This is a genomic window from Acinetobacter sp. XH1741, from assembly GCF_041021895.1.
Taxonomy (GTDB): domain Bacteria; phylum Pseudomonadota; class Gammaproteobacteria; order Pseudomonadales; family Moraxellaceae; genus Acinetobacter.
In genome coordinates this window covers 519,093-534,686 of record NZ_CP157428.1, presented here as the reverse complement: position 1 = coordinate 534,686, position 15,594 = coordinate 519,093, and the positions used below count along the sequence as shown (strand labels likewise).

Genomic DNA, 15,594 nt, shown 5'->3' with positions numbered 1-15,594 from the left:
TAATTAAACAGTTAAGCTATGACGACCTTTTGCACGGCGACGAGCTAATACTTGACGACCAGCTTTAGTTGCCATACGAGCACGGAAACCATGAACGCGTTTACGCTTTAATTCAGATGGTTGGAAAGTACGTTTCATATCGAAACTCCCAAAAATGATCTTTCTATAAAGGTCCGCGATTTTATTGTGCAATGTTTACTCTGTCAATGAAAAACCGAGAAAGTTTTGTATTTAAGTCAAATTTTTATTTATTCCCCTTCTCTTTATATTGAGCTCATTTTTCTTAATTAATAGTTATACACAAAGTAATTATTTATTTTTATTAAGACTTTTAAGATATACACTTCTTATTTACATACTTATCAACAAACCTAGATGCTAAGTTGGTTCTGATTTGGTATATTTGAATTTAAATTCATATTTTTAGTTATCCACAATTTGAAGTGGTCCTATTAAATAAATTCAAATTTTAAAATTTAAATTTATTCTTATTAGTGTGGACTTTTTCTGTGGATTTCGTAGTTTTAAATTTAAAAAACATATGTTTGAACTGTTGATAACTCTGTTTTTATTGTCTTTATGGATTGTGGATAAGTTTATGTGTTAATTTATCCACAGGATGTGCAAAAAGTTATTCACAATTGGTTTTGAATTTAAATTTATTCACAAGAGTTTTCTTTTTAGACAAAATCAACCGAATTTGTCATGACAGATGTGGATAACTTGGGTAGAATGGCGACCCCTTCTCATCAGGAAGGGTTAATCTTTAAGTGATTTGAATTTAAAACGCAGACATAGGGGATACACATGCTTTGGACAGACTGCTTAACTCGCTTGCGACAAGAGCTCTCTGATAACGTCTTTGCGATGTGGATTCGCCCTTTAGTAGCTGAAGAAGTGGAGGGGATACTACGTCTATATGCTCCTAATCCTTATTGGACGCGTTATATTCAAGAGAATCATTTAGAGTTAATTTCAATATTGGCCGAACAATTGTCAGAAGGACGTGTGCGTCAGGTGGAAATCTTGGTAGATTCTCGTCCTGGTAGTATTTTGTCTTCTAATGAACAACCGGCAACAACAACAGCAGCTTTACAAACAGCTCCCGTATCACAACCTGTTAAGGTTAAAAGAGAAGTAGAACCCGTTGCTAACAATGTGGTTAATCCTAAAACTGCTAAAAAGAAACTCCTAAACCCTCAATTTACTTTTTCATTATTTGTTGAAGGCCGTTCTAACCAGATGGCAGCAGAAACCTGTAGAAAAGTATTGACTCAATTAGGTGCTTCTCAACATAACCCTTTGTTTTTATATGGCCCAACAGGTCTTGGTAAGACTCACTTAATGCAAGCGGTCGGTAATGCTTTACTTCAGGCTAAACCGAATGCGCGAGTTATGTATATGACTTCAGAAAGTTTTGTACAGGACTTTGTGAGTTCACTACAAAAAGGGAAGGTCGAAGAGTTTAAGAAAAATTGTCGTTCTTTAGATTTGTTATTGGTTGATGATATTCACTTGTTAGCTGGAAAAGAAGCTAGCCTTGTTGAGTTCTTTTATACATTTAACGCCTTACTTGATGAATCTAAACAAATTATTTTAACTTCTGATCGATATCCTAAAGAGTTGACGGAACTTGACCCTCGTTTGGTTTCTCGTTTTTCTTGGGGATTATCAGTCGGTGTTGAACCACCAGATATTGAAACCCGAATCGAAATTTTACTTAAAAAAGCTGAAAATAGTGGCGTTGATTTACCTAGAAACTGCGCATTATTCATTGCTCAACAAGTTGTAGCAAACGTACGTGAACTTGAAGGTGCATTGAATAAAGTTGTTGCGATTTCGCGTTTTAAAGGTGCTCCGATCGATCTTGATGTTGTTCGGGAGTCTTTAAAAGATGTATTGGCCATTCGCGCCCGTACAATTAGTGTGGAAAATATACAACGTGTCGTCAGCGAATATTTCCGAATTCCATTAAAAGAGCTCGTAGGCCCAAAACGAACACGAATCTATGCTCGACCACGTCAATTGGCGATGGGACTTGCTCGTGAGTTAACGGGTGACAGTTTTCCAGAAATTGGAATGGCTTTTGGCGGACGTGACCATAGTACCGTGATGCATGCTTGTGAAAAAGTAGTCAGTTTGCGGGAAGAAGATCCGATCTTTGATGAAGATTATAAAAACTTATTACGTCTTCTTCAGAGTTAATGAAATCATAAGACGTTGTTGCAAAGTCTCCATAAGTGCAGCATAGTACACAGCTAAAAAATGAAATGTTTGCTCCAAGTTGCTAGAGGAATGAATCGTGCGTTTGAAAATCGCTAAAGAAAGTTTACTCAATGTTTTATCGCATGTTGTCGGTGCGGTAGAACGTCGTCATACCTTGAATATTCTTTCAAACGTCAAAATTCAGACTAATGGTCAAGCACTCACCATTACTGGTTCAGATTTAGAAGTTGAACTGGTGGCGAGCACTGCTTTATCAGAAGGGGCGTGTCTAGAAGCAGGTGAAACCACTGTTCCTGCTCGTAAGTTAATGGATATTTGTAAATCTTTACCTGCAGCTGCATTGATTGATTTACAGATTACTGAAGATCAACGATGTATTTTAAAATCTGGTAATAGCCGTTTTGTATTAGGTACTCTGCCAGCTGAAGATTATCCGTTACTCAATACTGAGAATAGCCAAGGTACCCAAGTACAAGTAACCCAGCGTGAATTAAAGCGTTTATTTGAAAAAACTGCTTTTGCGATGGCTGTACAAGATGTACGTTTTTATTTAACAGGTACTTTGTTAGAAATTGATGAAAATCAATTGCGTGCAGTAACAACCGATGGTCACCGTCTTGCACTTTGTGAAATTTTAGCTTCTTCTAGCTCATCTCAGTTAGTTCAAGCAATCGTGCCTCGTAAAGCAGTCGGTGAATTACAGCGTTTATTGAGTATTGAAGATGAGCAACTTACTTTGCTTATTGGTCGTGAATTATTAAATGTGACGATTAATACGCCGAGCCGCGATAAAGAGCAAGGTGATATTACGGTTCGTTTTACAACAAAATTGATTGATGGAAAATTCCCAGATTACCGCCGTGTTATTCCACGTGGTGGTGATAAACATGTGTTGATTGGTCACGATGTATTTAAGCAATCATTACAACGTGTTGCTATTTTGAGTAATGAAAAATTACGCGGCGTTTTCTTAAACTTTAATCAGGATTCTTTGCAACTTCGTGCAAATAACCCTGAACAAGATGAAGCGATTGAAGATTTAGCCATTCAATATCAAAATTCACCGTTAGAAATGTCATTTAATGCTCAATATTTACTTGATGTATTAGGTGTATTAGATGGTGATGATGTAAATATGAGCATGACTGAGGCGAACCAATCTGTATTGGTACAAGATCCAGCTCATCCTGACCAGACCTATGTGGTTATGCCGATGCGTGTTTAATCTGGTTTTAATTCTATGCATCTTACGCGCTTAAACATTGAACGTGTGCGTAATTTAGAAACGGTTGCACTCCATGGGTTGCAACCGTTTAATGTCTTTTATGGCGCTAACGGTTCAGGTAAAACATCGATTTTAGAAGCAATTCATTTGCTTGCTACAGGCCGCTCATTCCGCACACATATTCCTAAAAACTATATTCAATATGAAGCTGACGATGCGATTGTATTTGCGCAGTCAGCAACTGAAAAAATCGGTATGCAAAAACTCGCTTCGGGCGAGCAGTTAATGAGAGTTAACGGTGATACGGTGGCAACACAAGGTCAGCTCGCCAAATTACTTCCTTTACAGCATATTGATCCGCAAAGTACCGATATTATTGACCATGGTGCCAAGCCTCGGCGTCAGCTTTTAGATTGGTTAATGTTCCACGTGGAACCTGAGTTTTATTTTGCTTGGCAATATTACTCCCGTGCTTTAAAACAGCGAAATACTTTACTTAAAACGAGACGTAATCTTTCATTGACCGATTTGGAGCCGTGGAACAAAATGTTGAGTGATTATGGCGAAATTTTACACTCACAGCGTTTAAGTATCGTAGAGCAATGGAATGTTTATTTTCAAAATGATTTAAGTCAGTTACTGCCAGATCTGGAGATTGAACTGGAATATAGTCCAGGTTTTCATACAGAGCAGGGACTCATGCAAGATTTGCTGAATCAGCACCAAAAAGACATCGAAAGACGTTATACAGAGTATGGCCCACATCGGGCTGATTTGCGTTTAAAAACGCCTTTTGGACATGCAGATGATGTTTTATCAAGAGGTCAGAAAAAACTCTTGATTATTGCCTTAAAACTGTCACAAATTGCAATGTTGCATGCGAGTAATAAGGAAACTGTGGTATTATTAGATGATCTGACAGCAGAATTAGACTTAACCGCACAACAACGTTTAATTGAACGATTAAGCCAACTTGGTAGCCAGGTTTTTATGACAACTTTAGATCATGCATCGGTAAAAAAACATTTACATGATCTGTCTATTTCATATCAATTATTCAATGTTGAATCCGGTCAAGTTAGTCTTGCTTCACCATAATTTTTTGATGTTACCCATCTTTGAATAAACCTATATTTGCTAGGGAGAAACCATGAGTTCAGAGTCTCAATCAGCCTCTCAAACAGAACAAACCAATGAAAAGGCTTATGATTCCTCTAGTATTAAAGTATTACGTGGATTAGATGCAGTTCGTAAACGTCCGGGTATGTATATTGGGGATACAGACGACGGTACCGGTTTACACCATATGGTATTCGAGGTTGTCGATAACGCAATCGATGAAGCCTTAGCAGGACACTGTGACGAAATTATTGTCACGATTCACGAAGATGAATCTGTGAGTGTTTCAGATAATGGCCGTGGTATTCCAACCGATATTCACCCTGAAGAAGGTGTTTCTGCCGCGGAAGTAATTCTTACTATTCTGCATGCAGGCGGTAAGTTTGATGATAATAGCTATAAAGTTTCAGGAGGTTTGCACGGTGTAGGTGTATCAGTAGTTAACGCACTTTCAAGTAAATTGCATTTAATTATTAATCGCGCTGGCCAAGTTCATGAGCAAGAATATCAACACGGTGATCCACAATATCCTTTACGTGTGATTGGTGAAACGGATAGCAGTGGTACAACTGTACGTTTTTGGCCAAGTGAACTGACATTTAGTCAAACCATTTTTAACGTTGAAATTTTAGCGCGTCGTTTACGTGAGCTTTCATTTTTAAATGCGGGCGTGCGTATTGTTTTACGTGATGAACGTATTAACCTTGAGCATGTATACGACTACGAAGGCGGTTTATCTGAGTTTGTAAAATACATTAACGAGGGTAAAACGCATCTAAATGAGATTTTCCATTTCACCGCAGATACCGAAAGTGGTATTGGTGTAGAAGTTGCATTGCAGTGGAATGAAAGTTATCAAGAAAACGTACGTTGCTTTACCAACAATATTCCGCAAAAAGATGGTGGTACGCACTTAGCAGGTTTCCGTGCAGCTTTAACACGTGGATTAAACCAATATCTTGAAAATGAAAACATTCTCAAGAAAGAAAAAGTGAATGTAACTGGTGACGATGCGCGTGAAGGTTTAACGGCGATTATTTCAGTTAAAGTACCTGATCCGAAATTCTCGTCTCAAACGAAAGAAAAGTTAGTATCAAGTGAAGTAAAACCAGCGGTTGAACAAGCAATGAACAAAGAGTTCTCTGCTTACTTACTTGAAAACCCACAAGCTGCTAAATCGATTGCTGGCAAGATTATTGACGCTGCTCGTGCACGTGATGCTGCGCGTAAAGCTCGTGAAATGACACGTCGTAAGAGCGCGTTAGACATTGCTGGTTTACCGGGTAAATTAGCTGACTGTCAGGAAAAAGACCCAGCACTTTCTGAATTATATCTGGTCGAGGGTGACTCTGCGGGTGGTAGTGCCAAGCAAGGTCGTAATCGTAAAATGCAGGCTATTTTACCTTTGAAAGGTAAAATTCTGAACGTTGAACGTGCTCGCTTTGACAAAATGATCTCTAGTCAGGAAGTCGGTACATTAATTACAGCACTTGGCTGTGGTATTGGCCGTGAAGAATACAACCCTGATAAGCTTCGTTATCATAAAATTATTATCATGACCGATGCTGACGTCGATGGTTCACACATCCGTACATTGTTATTAACGTTCTTCTTCCGTCAAATGCCGGAGTTGGTGGAACGTGGTCATATTTATATTGCACAGCCACCTTTGTATAAACTGAAAAAAGGTAAGCAAGAGCAATATATTAAAGATAATGATGCTCTAGAAACGTACCTTATTTCTAATGCAATTGATGAGCTCTCTTTACATATTAGCGCTGATGCGCCTGCGATTACGGGCGAAGCACTAGCTAAAGTAATTCAGGATTATCAAGTTTCACAAAAAAGCTTACAACGTTTAACGTTACGTTATCCAGCGAGCTTGCTTGATGCATTACTTGAAATGGATGCATTTAAAACTGATCAGAACCATGACCAAGCTTATGTACAGCAATGGGCTGATCAAGTACGTGACGCTATACAAAGACTACAACCAAGTTTACGTCCGGAAATTTCACTTGAAACATTCGAACGTGAGAATGCTCAAGGTGAGAAAACTGCGCATTATTGGCCACGTGTGACGGTATATGTTCATAACTTACCACATGCTTACTTGCTTGATGCTGGTTTACTAAATTCAGCGGAATATGCCCGTTTATTGAAGAACTCGAAGAGTTGGTTCAAATTAATTGAAGATGGTGCATATTTACAAAAAGGTGATCGCCGTATTCAAGTCGCTAATTTCCATCAGGTGTGGCAGCACATTTTGCAAGATTCACGTCGTGGAATGATGATCCAGCGCTATAAAGGTCTGGGTGAGATGAATGCTGAACAGCTTTGGGAAACCACAATGGACCCTGAAAACCGTAATATGTTACAGGTGACTATTGATGATGCCATCGAAGCAGATCGTATGTTCTCGTGCTTAATGGGCGATGATGTTGAACCACGTCGTGCTTTCATTGAAGAAAATGCATTAAATGCAGATATTGATGCTTAATTGGTAATAAGATTCTAAATCAGTCTAGGGAGAGAAAGATGATGAGTCAAAAATTTTTAGCAAGTATGCTGATTTCATGTGCGGCTTTAGTAAGTCATTCTGCATTTGCAGCAGACTTGGAAGGCGACATGAAAACTTTAGCAAAGAGCACAAAAGCCTTTGCTGAAGCGAAAGATCTCAATAACGCAAAACAGCAACTTGTGATTATGCGTCAGGCAGCAGTATCTTCAAAAAAATCTTTACCTCATAAATTGGAAGGTTTACCACCAGAAAATGTACAGGTAAAGCAATACCAAGCAGGGTTAGATCAGCTGGTTGCTGAAATTGATCGCGTTACGGTATTGGTAGATAAAGGACAATTAGACCAAGCTAAAACGGAAGCAATTAACTTGGTTAACATCCGTAATGAGAACCACAAAAAATTTAGATAATTTCATTTTTATCTTAAAAAAAGGGAATGATTCAATCATTCCCTTTTTTATGCATTCAATTTTATTAGAGCCGAAGCATATTAGCTCTCTACTAAATCTGTAACCTGAATGAGTGCATGGCCAAATAGATATCCCGCAGTTAAAAGGATACAAATCCACAAAATAGCCCCAGCTACATTGTAAATTAAAAATTTTCCATAACTCATATTGCTAGAACCAGCAGCTAGCGGCGCAAAAGAACGTGCGAAAGGAATAAAACGTGCTAGAAGAATGGTTTTACCGCCATGTTGTAAGAAATAACGGTTGGTTTTATTTAAGTATTCTTTCTTAATAAAACGTGATTTTGCTTCAAAAATACGATTGCCAAAATGGCGACCAATAGAATAGTTCACAATATAACCGAGCGTAGCAGCAACGGTTAGTAAAGTAATCATATAACCCAAGTGCATCATTTCAATCACTGAACATAGCGCACCTACTGTGAGAAGTAAGCTATCTCCAGGTAAAAAGAACATAAATACAAAGGCTGTTTCAGAAAAAATAATCAAAAAGAGGATGGCATAGACCCATGCGCCATACTCCTGAATTAAAATAGGTAAAAATTGTTCAAAGTTAGTAATAAAATCAATAAAATTCATTCAGTTTGTCTGATCCCGAATTAAATACCTACTCAAGAAGGGTAAAACGAAGTTACAGAATTTAGTTAAATTATCTGTGTATGGCAACCCTTAAGATGTAGCTTAAGCTTTATATGTTATCAAATTTGAATCTATCTCAAAAATTTAACAGTTAAATGAAACCTTATTAGGCGTAACTCAGAATTTTATATAGTAGCGCAAATAAAGCTCTAATTTGAACTAAAAGCCAGTACGAGTATTTAAAAAACAAGTACTGGCAAGAACTTAGTTTTCAAAAGAGGTTTCCATTTCCTCAAGTTCCATCATAAGTTCTAAAAGTTGCTCTTCATGTTGCTCAAGCTTAGCTTTAAGCTCAGTTTGTTCATTCATCAGCTTAAGTAAATCATCTTTGCGATTAGCTTCATATAAGGAACTATCTGCTAAAGCTTCTTCAATTTTGGCAAGCTGTGGCTGAAGTTTCTCAATTTGAGACTCAACTTTTTCAATATTTTTACGAATAGGTCGAGTCTGTTCACGACGACGAGCTGCCTCTTTACGCTGTGCTTCTTTATCAATTTTAGCTGGAGCAGCAGTGGTAGAGGATGAGTTATTTTGTGCTACGGCAGTTTGAGCATTGATTTGTTGCTGACGTGCTTCACGTAGCCATTTTGCATAATCCTGCAAATCACCTTCAAACTCAGTGCATTTGCCGCCGTGTACTAAAAGAAGCTCGTCACATACACTAGCAATAAGTTGACGTTCATGGGAAACCAGTACGACCGCACCTTCAAAATCTTGTAAAGCCATGCTGAGTGCATGACGCATATCAAGATCTAAATGGTTGGTTGGCTCATCCAGAATTAAAACATTTGGGCGCTGCCATACAATCAGTGCGAGAGCCAAACGAGCGCGTTCTCCACCCGAAAAGCTTTCACATGGGGTATCCATGCGTTCACCACTAAAGCCGAAACTCCCTAAGAAAGAGCGTAGGGTCGCTTCACTAATTTGTTTATCTGCGATACGGGCAAGTTGCAACATTGCACTCGCATGGCCATCTAAAGCATCCATTTGGTGCTGTGCAAAGTAACCAATATTAAGTAGCTCTGAAGCTTTACGTTCACCGCTGAGTAATGGTAAATCACCAACTAGACTCTTAATAAGAGTTGATTTACCTGCACCGTTCATACCCAGTAAACCAATACGTGAGTTTGGGGTAATTTGAAGTTTAATTTTTTCAGCGATTTGTTTATTACCATAACCAATGCTGGCGTTTTCTAAAGTCAGCAACGGTGAACTCATTTTGGTCGGTTCACGGAAACTAAACGTAAATGGCGTATCGATATGAGCAGGAGCGAGTTGCTGCATACGCTCAAGTTGCTTAATACGACTTTGTGCCTGACGCGCTTTAGTCGCTTTTGCTTTAAAACGATCAATAAACTTTTGTAGATGAGCACGTGTTTCTTGCTGCTTCTCAAAAGCTTGTTGTTGTTGTGCTAAACGCTCACTTCGGGTGGTTTCAAAGGTAGAGTAGTTTCCGGTGTAAAGCGTGAGTTCCTGATTTTCAATATGAAGAATATGATCTGTAATCGCATCTAAAAAGTCACGGTCATGCGAAATTAGAATGAGTGTACCTTCATAGGCTTTAAGCCAATCTTCTAACCACAAAATTGCATCTAAATCTAAGTGGTTGGTTGGTTCGTCAAGTAATAGTAAATCTGAACGACTCATGAGGGTACGCGCCAAATTTAAACGCATACGCCATCCACCAGAGAAACTCTCAACATTCAAACGCAATTGATTTTCTAGAAAACCAAGGCCCGCCATGAGCTGGGCAGCTTTAGAGGGTGCTGAATAACCATGAATCTCATCAAAGCGGCCATGTAATTTAGCCAATTCAAAGTCACTCAGTTGATCTGGTTGAGCAAGTTTATTTTGAATATCCCAAAACTCTTCATCACCGGAAAGAACAAAATCAATTGCGGGCATATCCAAAGCTTTTACTTCTTGTGCCATATGCGCAATGGTCCACCCCGAAGGACGAGTAAGCGAACCTTCATCTGCGCCTAAACTTCCAAGCAATGCAGCAAATAAAGTTGATTTACCTGCACCATTCACTCCAGTCAGACCAATTTTCCAACCTGGGTGTAATTGCATAGACGCTTTTTGAAATAGGACACGTCCACCGCGGCGTAAAGAAACTTGGTCAAATTGAATCATCTTGTCTTATCGAGGTGAGTTAGGGATGCTGTATTTTAAAGAGAACTGACCGTGAAGACAAAGTTTTAGGCGTTTTAGTTTATAAATGTTTGGATTGCAGGGGTGAGCCTATCCCTATTTAAGCTATTCGTCTGAAAATATCTAAATTTTGAACAAGATAGACCTTATTTAAAAAAATATGGCTAAAATAAAAACAATTTAAAATTTGGTTAATAAATGAACTACTAATAAAACTAGACTAAGGAAAGTCAAATGAAAAAAAGATCGGGGATAATGAGTGCAGTATTTTGCTGCGCTATAGGAACAGTACATGCAGGACAAAATGTGTGTGTATTCGATTTATTGGGGAAATCAGGTGAATCCTACAGAATGATGGAAGAATGGGCACTTGCAGCGAAAAGTTGGCAAGCTGACATTACCTTAATTCCATTTCAGGATGAAGCTTTGGTAGATCGTAGGCTGCGTGAAGGTAAATGTGACGCAGCTTATATGACCTCAATGCGAGCAAGAAATTATAATAAATTTGCAGGTTCGATTGATGCGATTGGTGGCGTGACCAGTAATGCAATTGCTCAAAAGGCGATTAGTTATGTTTTAGATCAACGTAATAAACACCGTATGGTGACAGCACAAAATGGAACAAACTATGAAGTTGTCGGTATTGTCCAGATTGGTTTGGCTTATTTGTTTGTAAGAGATAAAAGCCTGAACTCAATTGAAAAAGTACGTGGTACTAAATTTGCTATTTTACAATATGACGCAGCTCAAAAGATTATGGTGGAAAGTGTCGGTGCACATCCTATTCCATCAGAAATTACCGATTTTGTGAAAAAGTTTAATAGCGGCCAAGTCGATGCGATTGCTGCTCCCGCTTATGCTTATAAACCTTTAGAGATAGGGAAAGGTATCGGAACGAATGGAGCGATGTTTACTTTTCCTGTGGTTAATGTCACAGGAGATTTAATTGCCAGAAATGATAAGTTCCCCGCCAACTTTGGAATTAAGTCTCGTGAATGGTTTATTAAACAGTTACCGCAAAACTTTAATATGGTAAAACAGTTGGAGGCAGGAGTACCGCCTAAAATTAAATTAAATTTTTCAGCCGAAGATAAACTTAAATATCAAAAAATATTACGCGAAGGACGCCTTGGCTTAACAAAACAAGGTGTATATGACGCAACCATGATGGGTGTACTTAAACGCGCTCGATGTACGATTGAACGGACTAATTTTGAATGTACGTTGAATGGAGAGTAGTTTATTTTTTAAACACAAAAACGCTACATATATTTCAAAGATGAATATGGGTATGAAAATTGTGAATATAAAAAGTAACTTATAGAAACTTAGTGATTTTTATCCCTAATAAATAATTTAAATTGAACAAACAATGATTCAAACAGATAAAAATATTTGAGTAAAAGCTCTATTTTTTTCTAAAAAACATGATTAATATCTGTCTTTGAAAGGAAACTTCAAACAAAAAAATCTGTTCCGTGGAAGGATGAAGAAAATGAAAAAAATCGTACTTGCTATGGCTGCCGCTTCTGTTGTTGGTTTTTCTGCTTCAGCACAAGCAGCGAGTACCGTATGTGTATTCGACCTCTTAGGAAAAGCAGGCGACTCATATAAAATGATGGAAGAATGGGCTCTAGCTGCAAAAGGCTGGGGTACTGAAATTAACTTAGTTCCTCGTCAAGACGAGGCTGTTGCAGACAATGATTTTAAAGCTGGTAAATGTGATGCTGTAGCAATGACGGCTATGCGCGCACGCCAATATAACAAATTTGCAGGATCAATCGACTCACTTGGCGGTGTTCCTAATAACCAAATTGCGCAGCGTGCGATTACTTATGTATTAGATGCACGTAATGCTGCAAAAATGACAACTAACCTTGGTGGTAAAAAATACGAAGTTGCTGGTATCTCTCCATTAGGTTCAGCATTCATTTTCGTACGTGACAAAAACATCAACTCTGTTGAAAAAGCTGCGGGTAAAAAATTCGCCGTGTTAGGTTATGACGATGCACAAAAAATTATGGTGCAGCGTGTAGGTGCTCAAGCAGTTCTTTCTGATATTTCAAACTTTGCTGCTAAATTTAACAATGGTCAGGTAGATATGGTAGGTGCGCCTGCTTATGCATACAAACCATTAGAACTAAACAAAGGTTTGGGTGCAAACGGTGTAATGTGGAACTTCCCAGTTTTACACGTAACTGCTGACCTTGTATTGCGTGCGGATAAATTCCCAGCGGGCTTTGGTCAAAAATCTCGTGATTGGTTCGTGAAACAATTACCTAAAAACTTTGCAATGATTAACCGTTTAGAAGCACAGATTCCAGGTAAATACAAAATGAACCTAAGTGCTGAAGACAAACTTAAGTACCAAAAAATGCTACGTGATGGCCGTATGGACTTAACTAAACGTGGTATTTACGATGCAGGTATGATGTCTGTATTGAAAAAAGCACGTTGTTCTGTAGACAAAGCTAACTTTGAATGTTCAATGGCTGGTGAATAATTCATATTGACCTTAAAAGCCTAGACTGAGTTCTAGGCTTTTTTGTTTTATATAGGCTGTCAATTCAGCCATTGTGATTGATTAAAAAGTCGCTAATCTAAATTAAGGATAAAACTTCATCTGGATATGAAGGTATTAAAACGCAACAAGGATGTGAGTGATCAAAGAACTGCTATAAATATTTAAATAGTTATTTTTCTTTAATTGAACTCATATAAACAGAACTGCTCGTAAAAATATCTTAATCGTGAATTTTAGATGAAGCATGTCTCCTAAGAATCATGCCAACCAGCGTGAAATTTCTTGATGCCAAAAACAAAAAATCTACAAGGAAAGGAAAAGAATATGCGATTTTCCAAAACGCTTTTACTTGCGATGGGACTCACAACAATTTCATTTGCAGCCGAGGCCAAACAAACTATTTGTGTTTTTGACTTCGTTGGTAAAAATGGTGATGTCTATGCACTCATGAAAGATTATCAGCTTGCAGCTAAAAACTGGGGAGCTGATATCGAACTTAAAGTAAATCAAAATGAAGCTGTAATTGCCGAAGATTTTAAAGCCGGTAAATGTGACGGCATTAGCGTATCGGGCATGCGTGGGCGTCAATTTAACTCATTTACTGGGTCATTAGATGCGATTGGTGCAATTCCAGATCTCAAACTTGCAGTTAAAGTCATGCAAGGTTTAGCAAGCCCGACTTTTAGTAAATATATGGTCAATGGTCGTTATGAAGTGGTTGGTGTTATTCCAGTAGGGGATGCTTACCTTTTAGTAAATGATCGTAGTATTAATACGGTGGCTAAAGCTGCAGGTAAAAAAATTGCGGTGCTTGACTATGATGAAGCACAAAAAATTATGGTTCAGCAGGTTGGCGCTCAAGCAGTAAGTGCAGATGTAACTAACTTCGGAGCTAAATTTAATAACCATCAAGTCGATATTATTGGCGCACCCGCAGCAGCGTTTAAACCTTTAGAGTTGCAAAAGGGCTTAGGGACGAAAGGGGCAATCGTTAACTATCCAATTTTACAGGTGACAGGAAATATTATTATTCGTCCTGACAAATTCCCAGCAGGGTTTGGCCAGAAATCTAGAGAATGGGTGGCAGGCCAATTACCACGTGCGTTTACTATATTGGGTAAAATGAAAGCTGATATTCCACAAAAATACTGGATGGATGTGCCCGCTGCTGATAAGCCAGGCTATCAAAAGCTCATGCGTGAATCACGAATTAGTCTTACAAAGCATGGTGTATATGATAAACGGATGATGAAGCTATTATGGCAATTCCGTTGTAAGCAAGATGCGAAAAACTTCGAATGTGGCTTACAAGACGAAAATTACAAATAATCTTGATAGAAATACTCAAGATTCGCTTTAAACTTCGAAGACAGACCCTATATTGATTATGCTATACTCAATATAGGGTCTTTTTTATTTTGAAAGGCACAGCAAAATCCGAGGAACAATCATCATGAATGCCCAAGCTCTAGTTTTGACAGATAATGCTGCCAATAAGGTACGCCAACTCCGTGATAGTGAAGGGAATGACGATCTCATGTTACGTGTGTATGTGACAGGAGGCGGGTGTTCAGGGTTTTCATATGGCTTCAATTTTGCTGAAAGCGTAAATGAAGATGATGCAGAATTTGTAAATGGCGATGTGAAAATGCTGGTTGACTCACTTAGCTATCAATACCTCATTGGTTCAGTAGTTGACTATGTAGAAGGTCTTGAAGGTTCACGTTTTATCGTGCAAAACCCGAATGCAACAACAACATGTGGTTGTGGTTCTTCATTCTCGATTTAAAAGAATTTTAAAATAAAAAAACCTCTCCCTAACGAGAGGTTTTTTTATTGATCGGCTCATGATTTTTCACTGATAGATTCTAAAAAATACTGCACGAGTTCAGGTGCATTCTGATAGGGAATCCAGTGCGATGCATCCATAAAAACGGCCTTATAACTCTTTTTAAAATAATATGAGTTTAACTCGGCACTTCTTTCTGTAATGGCAATATCATGTTTACCCCAGATAAAAAGAGTCGGGACATTTATTGCTTTAAATGGATTCTGAGGTTTCTCCCAGAAAAAACCGCGATACCAATTTATCGCCGTGCCTAGTCTATTTTCTTTTATAAACTCATTCTCGAATATTTCAATTTGCTGCTCAGTCATGCCAGATGATTTAAGAAACTTATGTCCCCATTTAGGTAATTTTTTAAATAAAAGCTCGGGCAAGATCGGAAGCTGAAAAACTGCAAAATAATAAGATTTAAAAAGTTGTCTGCTGCTTAAACAGGCTTTTAAAAAAGCGGCTTGATGAGGTACAGAAACTAAAGTGAGATGCTGAATATATTGTGGATACTTTATAGCAAAACCCGAAGCGATTGCCGAGCCCCAATCATGTCCGATTAAATAAACTGGCTGACCAAGCTGCTTAATCAAACTTGCAGCATCTTCGACTAGCTCACTTAAAGCATATTGAAAGCGACTTTGGGGGCTAGCATTTAAACTATACCCACGTTGATGAATCGCAAGTGTTCTAAATCCATGCTGATGCAATAATTCAGAGGTTTGCTCCCAACTATGGGCAGTTTCTGGAAAACCATGCAATAAAACTACGAGTGGACCATCAATAGGGCCTGAATCAATTACATCGAATGTCCAAGCCCCACGTGTGTATTGATGAATACGGTTGGTCAAATCCATAACAACATGCCTTACTTATTTTTGTT

General features: G+C 38.3%; 13 protein-coding genes. 9 read left to right on the top strand and 4 right to left on the bottom strand.

Annotated elements, in window-relative coordinates; all coding sequences use genetic code 11:
- Window positions 1-3: 3 nt before the first annotated feature.
- Window positions 4-138, bottom strand: coding sequence for a 50S ribosomal protein L34 (gene rpmH, locus ABLB96_RS02630; protein ID WP_000831329.1), 135 nt, complete (start codon window positions 136-138; stop codon window positions 4-6).
- A gap of 669 nt (window positions 139-807) precedes the next feature.
- Here rpmH and dnaA point away from each other — a divergent pair.
- From dnaA to cybC, 5 genes are all read left to right on the top strand, one after another.
- Window positions 808-2,205, top strand: coding sequence for a chromosomal replication initiator protein DnaA (dnaA, locus tag ABLB96_RS02625; RefSeq protein ID WP_348898103.1), 1,398 nt, complete (start codon window positions 808-810; stop codon window positions 2,203-2,205).
- A 97-nt stretch (window positions 2,206-2,302) separates the two neighbouring features.
- On the top strand, window positions 2,303-3,451 hold the full coding sequence (dnaN, locus tag ABLB96_RS02620; protein WP_004698161.1) for a DNA polymerase III subunit beta: 1,149 nt from the start codon (window positions 2,303-2,305) through the stop codon (window positions 3,449-3,451).
- Between the two features lie 15 nt (window positions 3,452-3,466).
- Window positions 3,467-4,549 carry a DNA replication/repair protein RecF gene (recF, locus tag ABLB96_RS02615; protein WP_348898104.1) on the top strand — a complete coding sequence of 361 codons (1,083 nt, stop codon included), beginning with the start codon at window positions 3,467-3,469 and terminating at the stop codon, window positions 4,547-4,549.
- A gap of 52 nt (window positions 4,550-4,601) precedes the next feature.
- Window positions 4,602-7,070: a DNA topoisomerase (ATP-hydrolyzing) subunit B gene (gene gyrB, locus ABLB96_RS02610; RefSeq protein ID WP_348898105.1), complete on the top strand. Its 2,469-nt coding sequence runs from the start codon at window positions 4,602-4,604 to the stop codon at window positions 7,068-7,070.
- A gap of 38 nt (window positions 7,071-7,108) precedes the next feature.
- Window positions 7,109-7,501 (top strand): cytochrome b562, encoded by a 393-nt coding sequence (gene cybC, locus ABLB96_RS02605; RefSeq protein WP_348898106.1) that lies wholly within the window; start codon window positions 7,109-7,111, stop codon window positions 7,499-7,501.
- An 80-nt stretch (window positions 7,502-7,581) separates the two neighbouring features.
- Here the strand turns inward: cybC and ABLB96_RS02600 are convergent, their stop codons facing one another.
- Window positions 7,582-8,139: a VTT domain-containing protein gene (locus ABLB96_RS02600; RefSeq protein ID WP_348898107.1), complete on the bottom strand. Its 558-nt coding sequence runs from the start codon at window positions 8,137-8,139 to the stop codon at window positions 7,582-7,584.
- Between the two features lie 264 nt (window positions 8,140-8,403).
- On the bottom strand, window positions 8,404-10,335 hold the full coding sequence (locus ABLB96_RS02595) for an ATP-binding cassette domain-containing protein (RefSeq protein WP_348898108.1): 1,932 nt from the start codon (window positions 10,333-10,335) through the stop codon (window positions 8,404-8,406).
- Between the two features lie 252 nt (window positions 10,336-10,587).
- Between ABLB96_RS02595 and ABLB96_RS02590 the strand changes: the two genes are divergently transcribed.
- The 4 genes from ABLB96_RS02590 to erpA all read left to right on the top strand — a co-directional run bounded on the left by ABLB96_RS02590 (window position 10,588) and on the right by erpA (window position 14,666).
- Window positions 10,588-11,592, top strand: coding sequence for a putative solute-binding protein (locus ABLB96_RS02590; RefSeq protein WP_348898109.1), 1,005 nt, complete (start codon window positions 10,588-10,590; stop codon window positions 11,590-11,592).
- Window positions 11,593-11,848: 256 nt separating this feature from the next.
- Window positions 11,849-12,856, top strand: coding sequence for a putative solute-binding protein (locus ABLB96_RS02585; protein WP_004698179.1), 1,008 nt, complete (start codon window positions 11,849-11,851; stop codon window positions 12,854-12,856).
- A gap of 345 nt (window positions 12,857-13,201) precedes the next feature.
- Entirely contained in the window at window positions 13,202-14,206 is a 1,005-nt protein-coding gene (locus ABLB96_RS02580) for a putative solute-binding protein (RefSeq protein ID WP_348898110.1), read from the top strand.
- A gap of 124 nt (window positions 14,207-14,330) precedes the next feature.
- On the top strand, window positions 14,331-14,666 hold the full coding sequence (gene erpA / locus ABLB96_RS02575) for an iron-sulfur cluster insertion protein ErpA (RefSeq protein WP_002115421.1): 336 nt from the start codon (window positions 14,331-14,333) through the stop codon (window positions 14,664-14,666).
- Between the two features lie 56 nt (window positions 14,667-14,722).
- On the opposite strand, the gene ABLB96_RS02570 is transcribed toward erpA, so the two are convergent.
- On the bottom strand, window positions 14,723-15,568 hold the full coding sequence (locus ABLB96_RS02570; protein WP_348898111.1) for an alpha/beta hydrolase: 846 nt from the start codon (window positions 15,566-15,568) through the stop codon (window positions 14,723-14,725).
- Window positions 15,569-15,594: the final 26 nt, after the last annotated feature.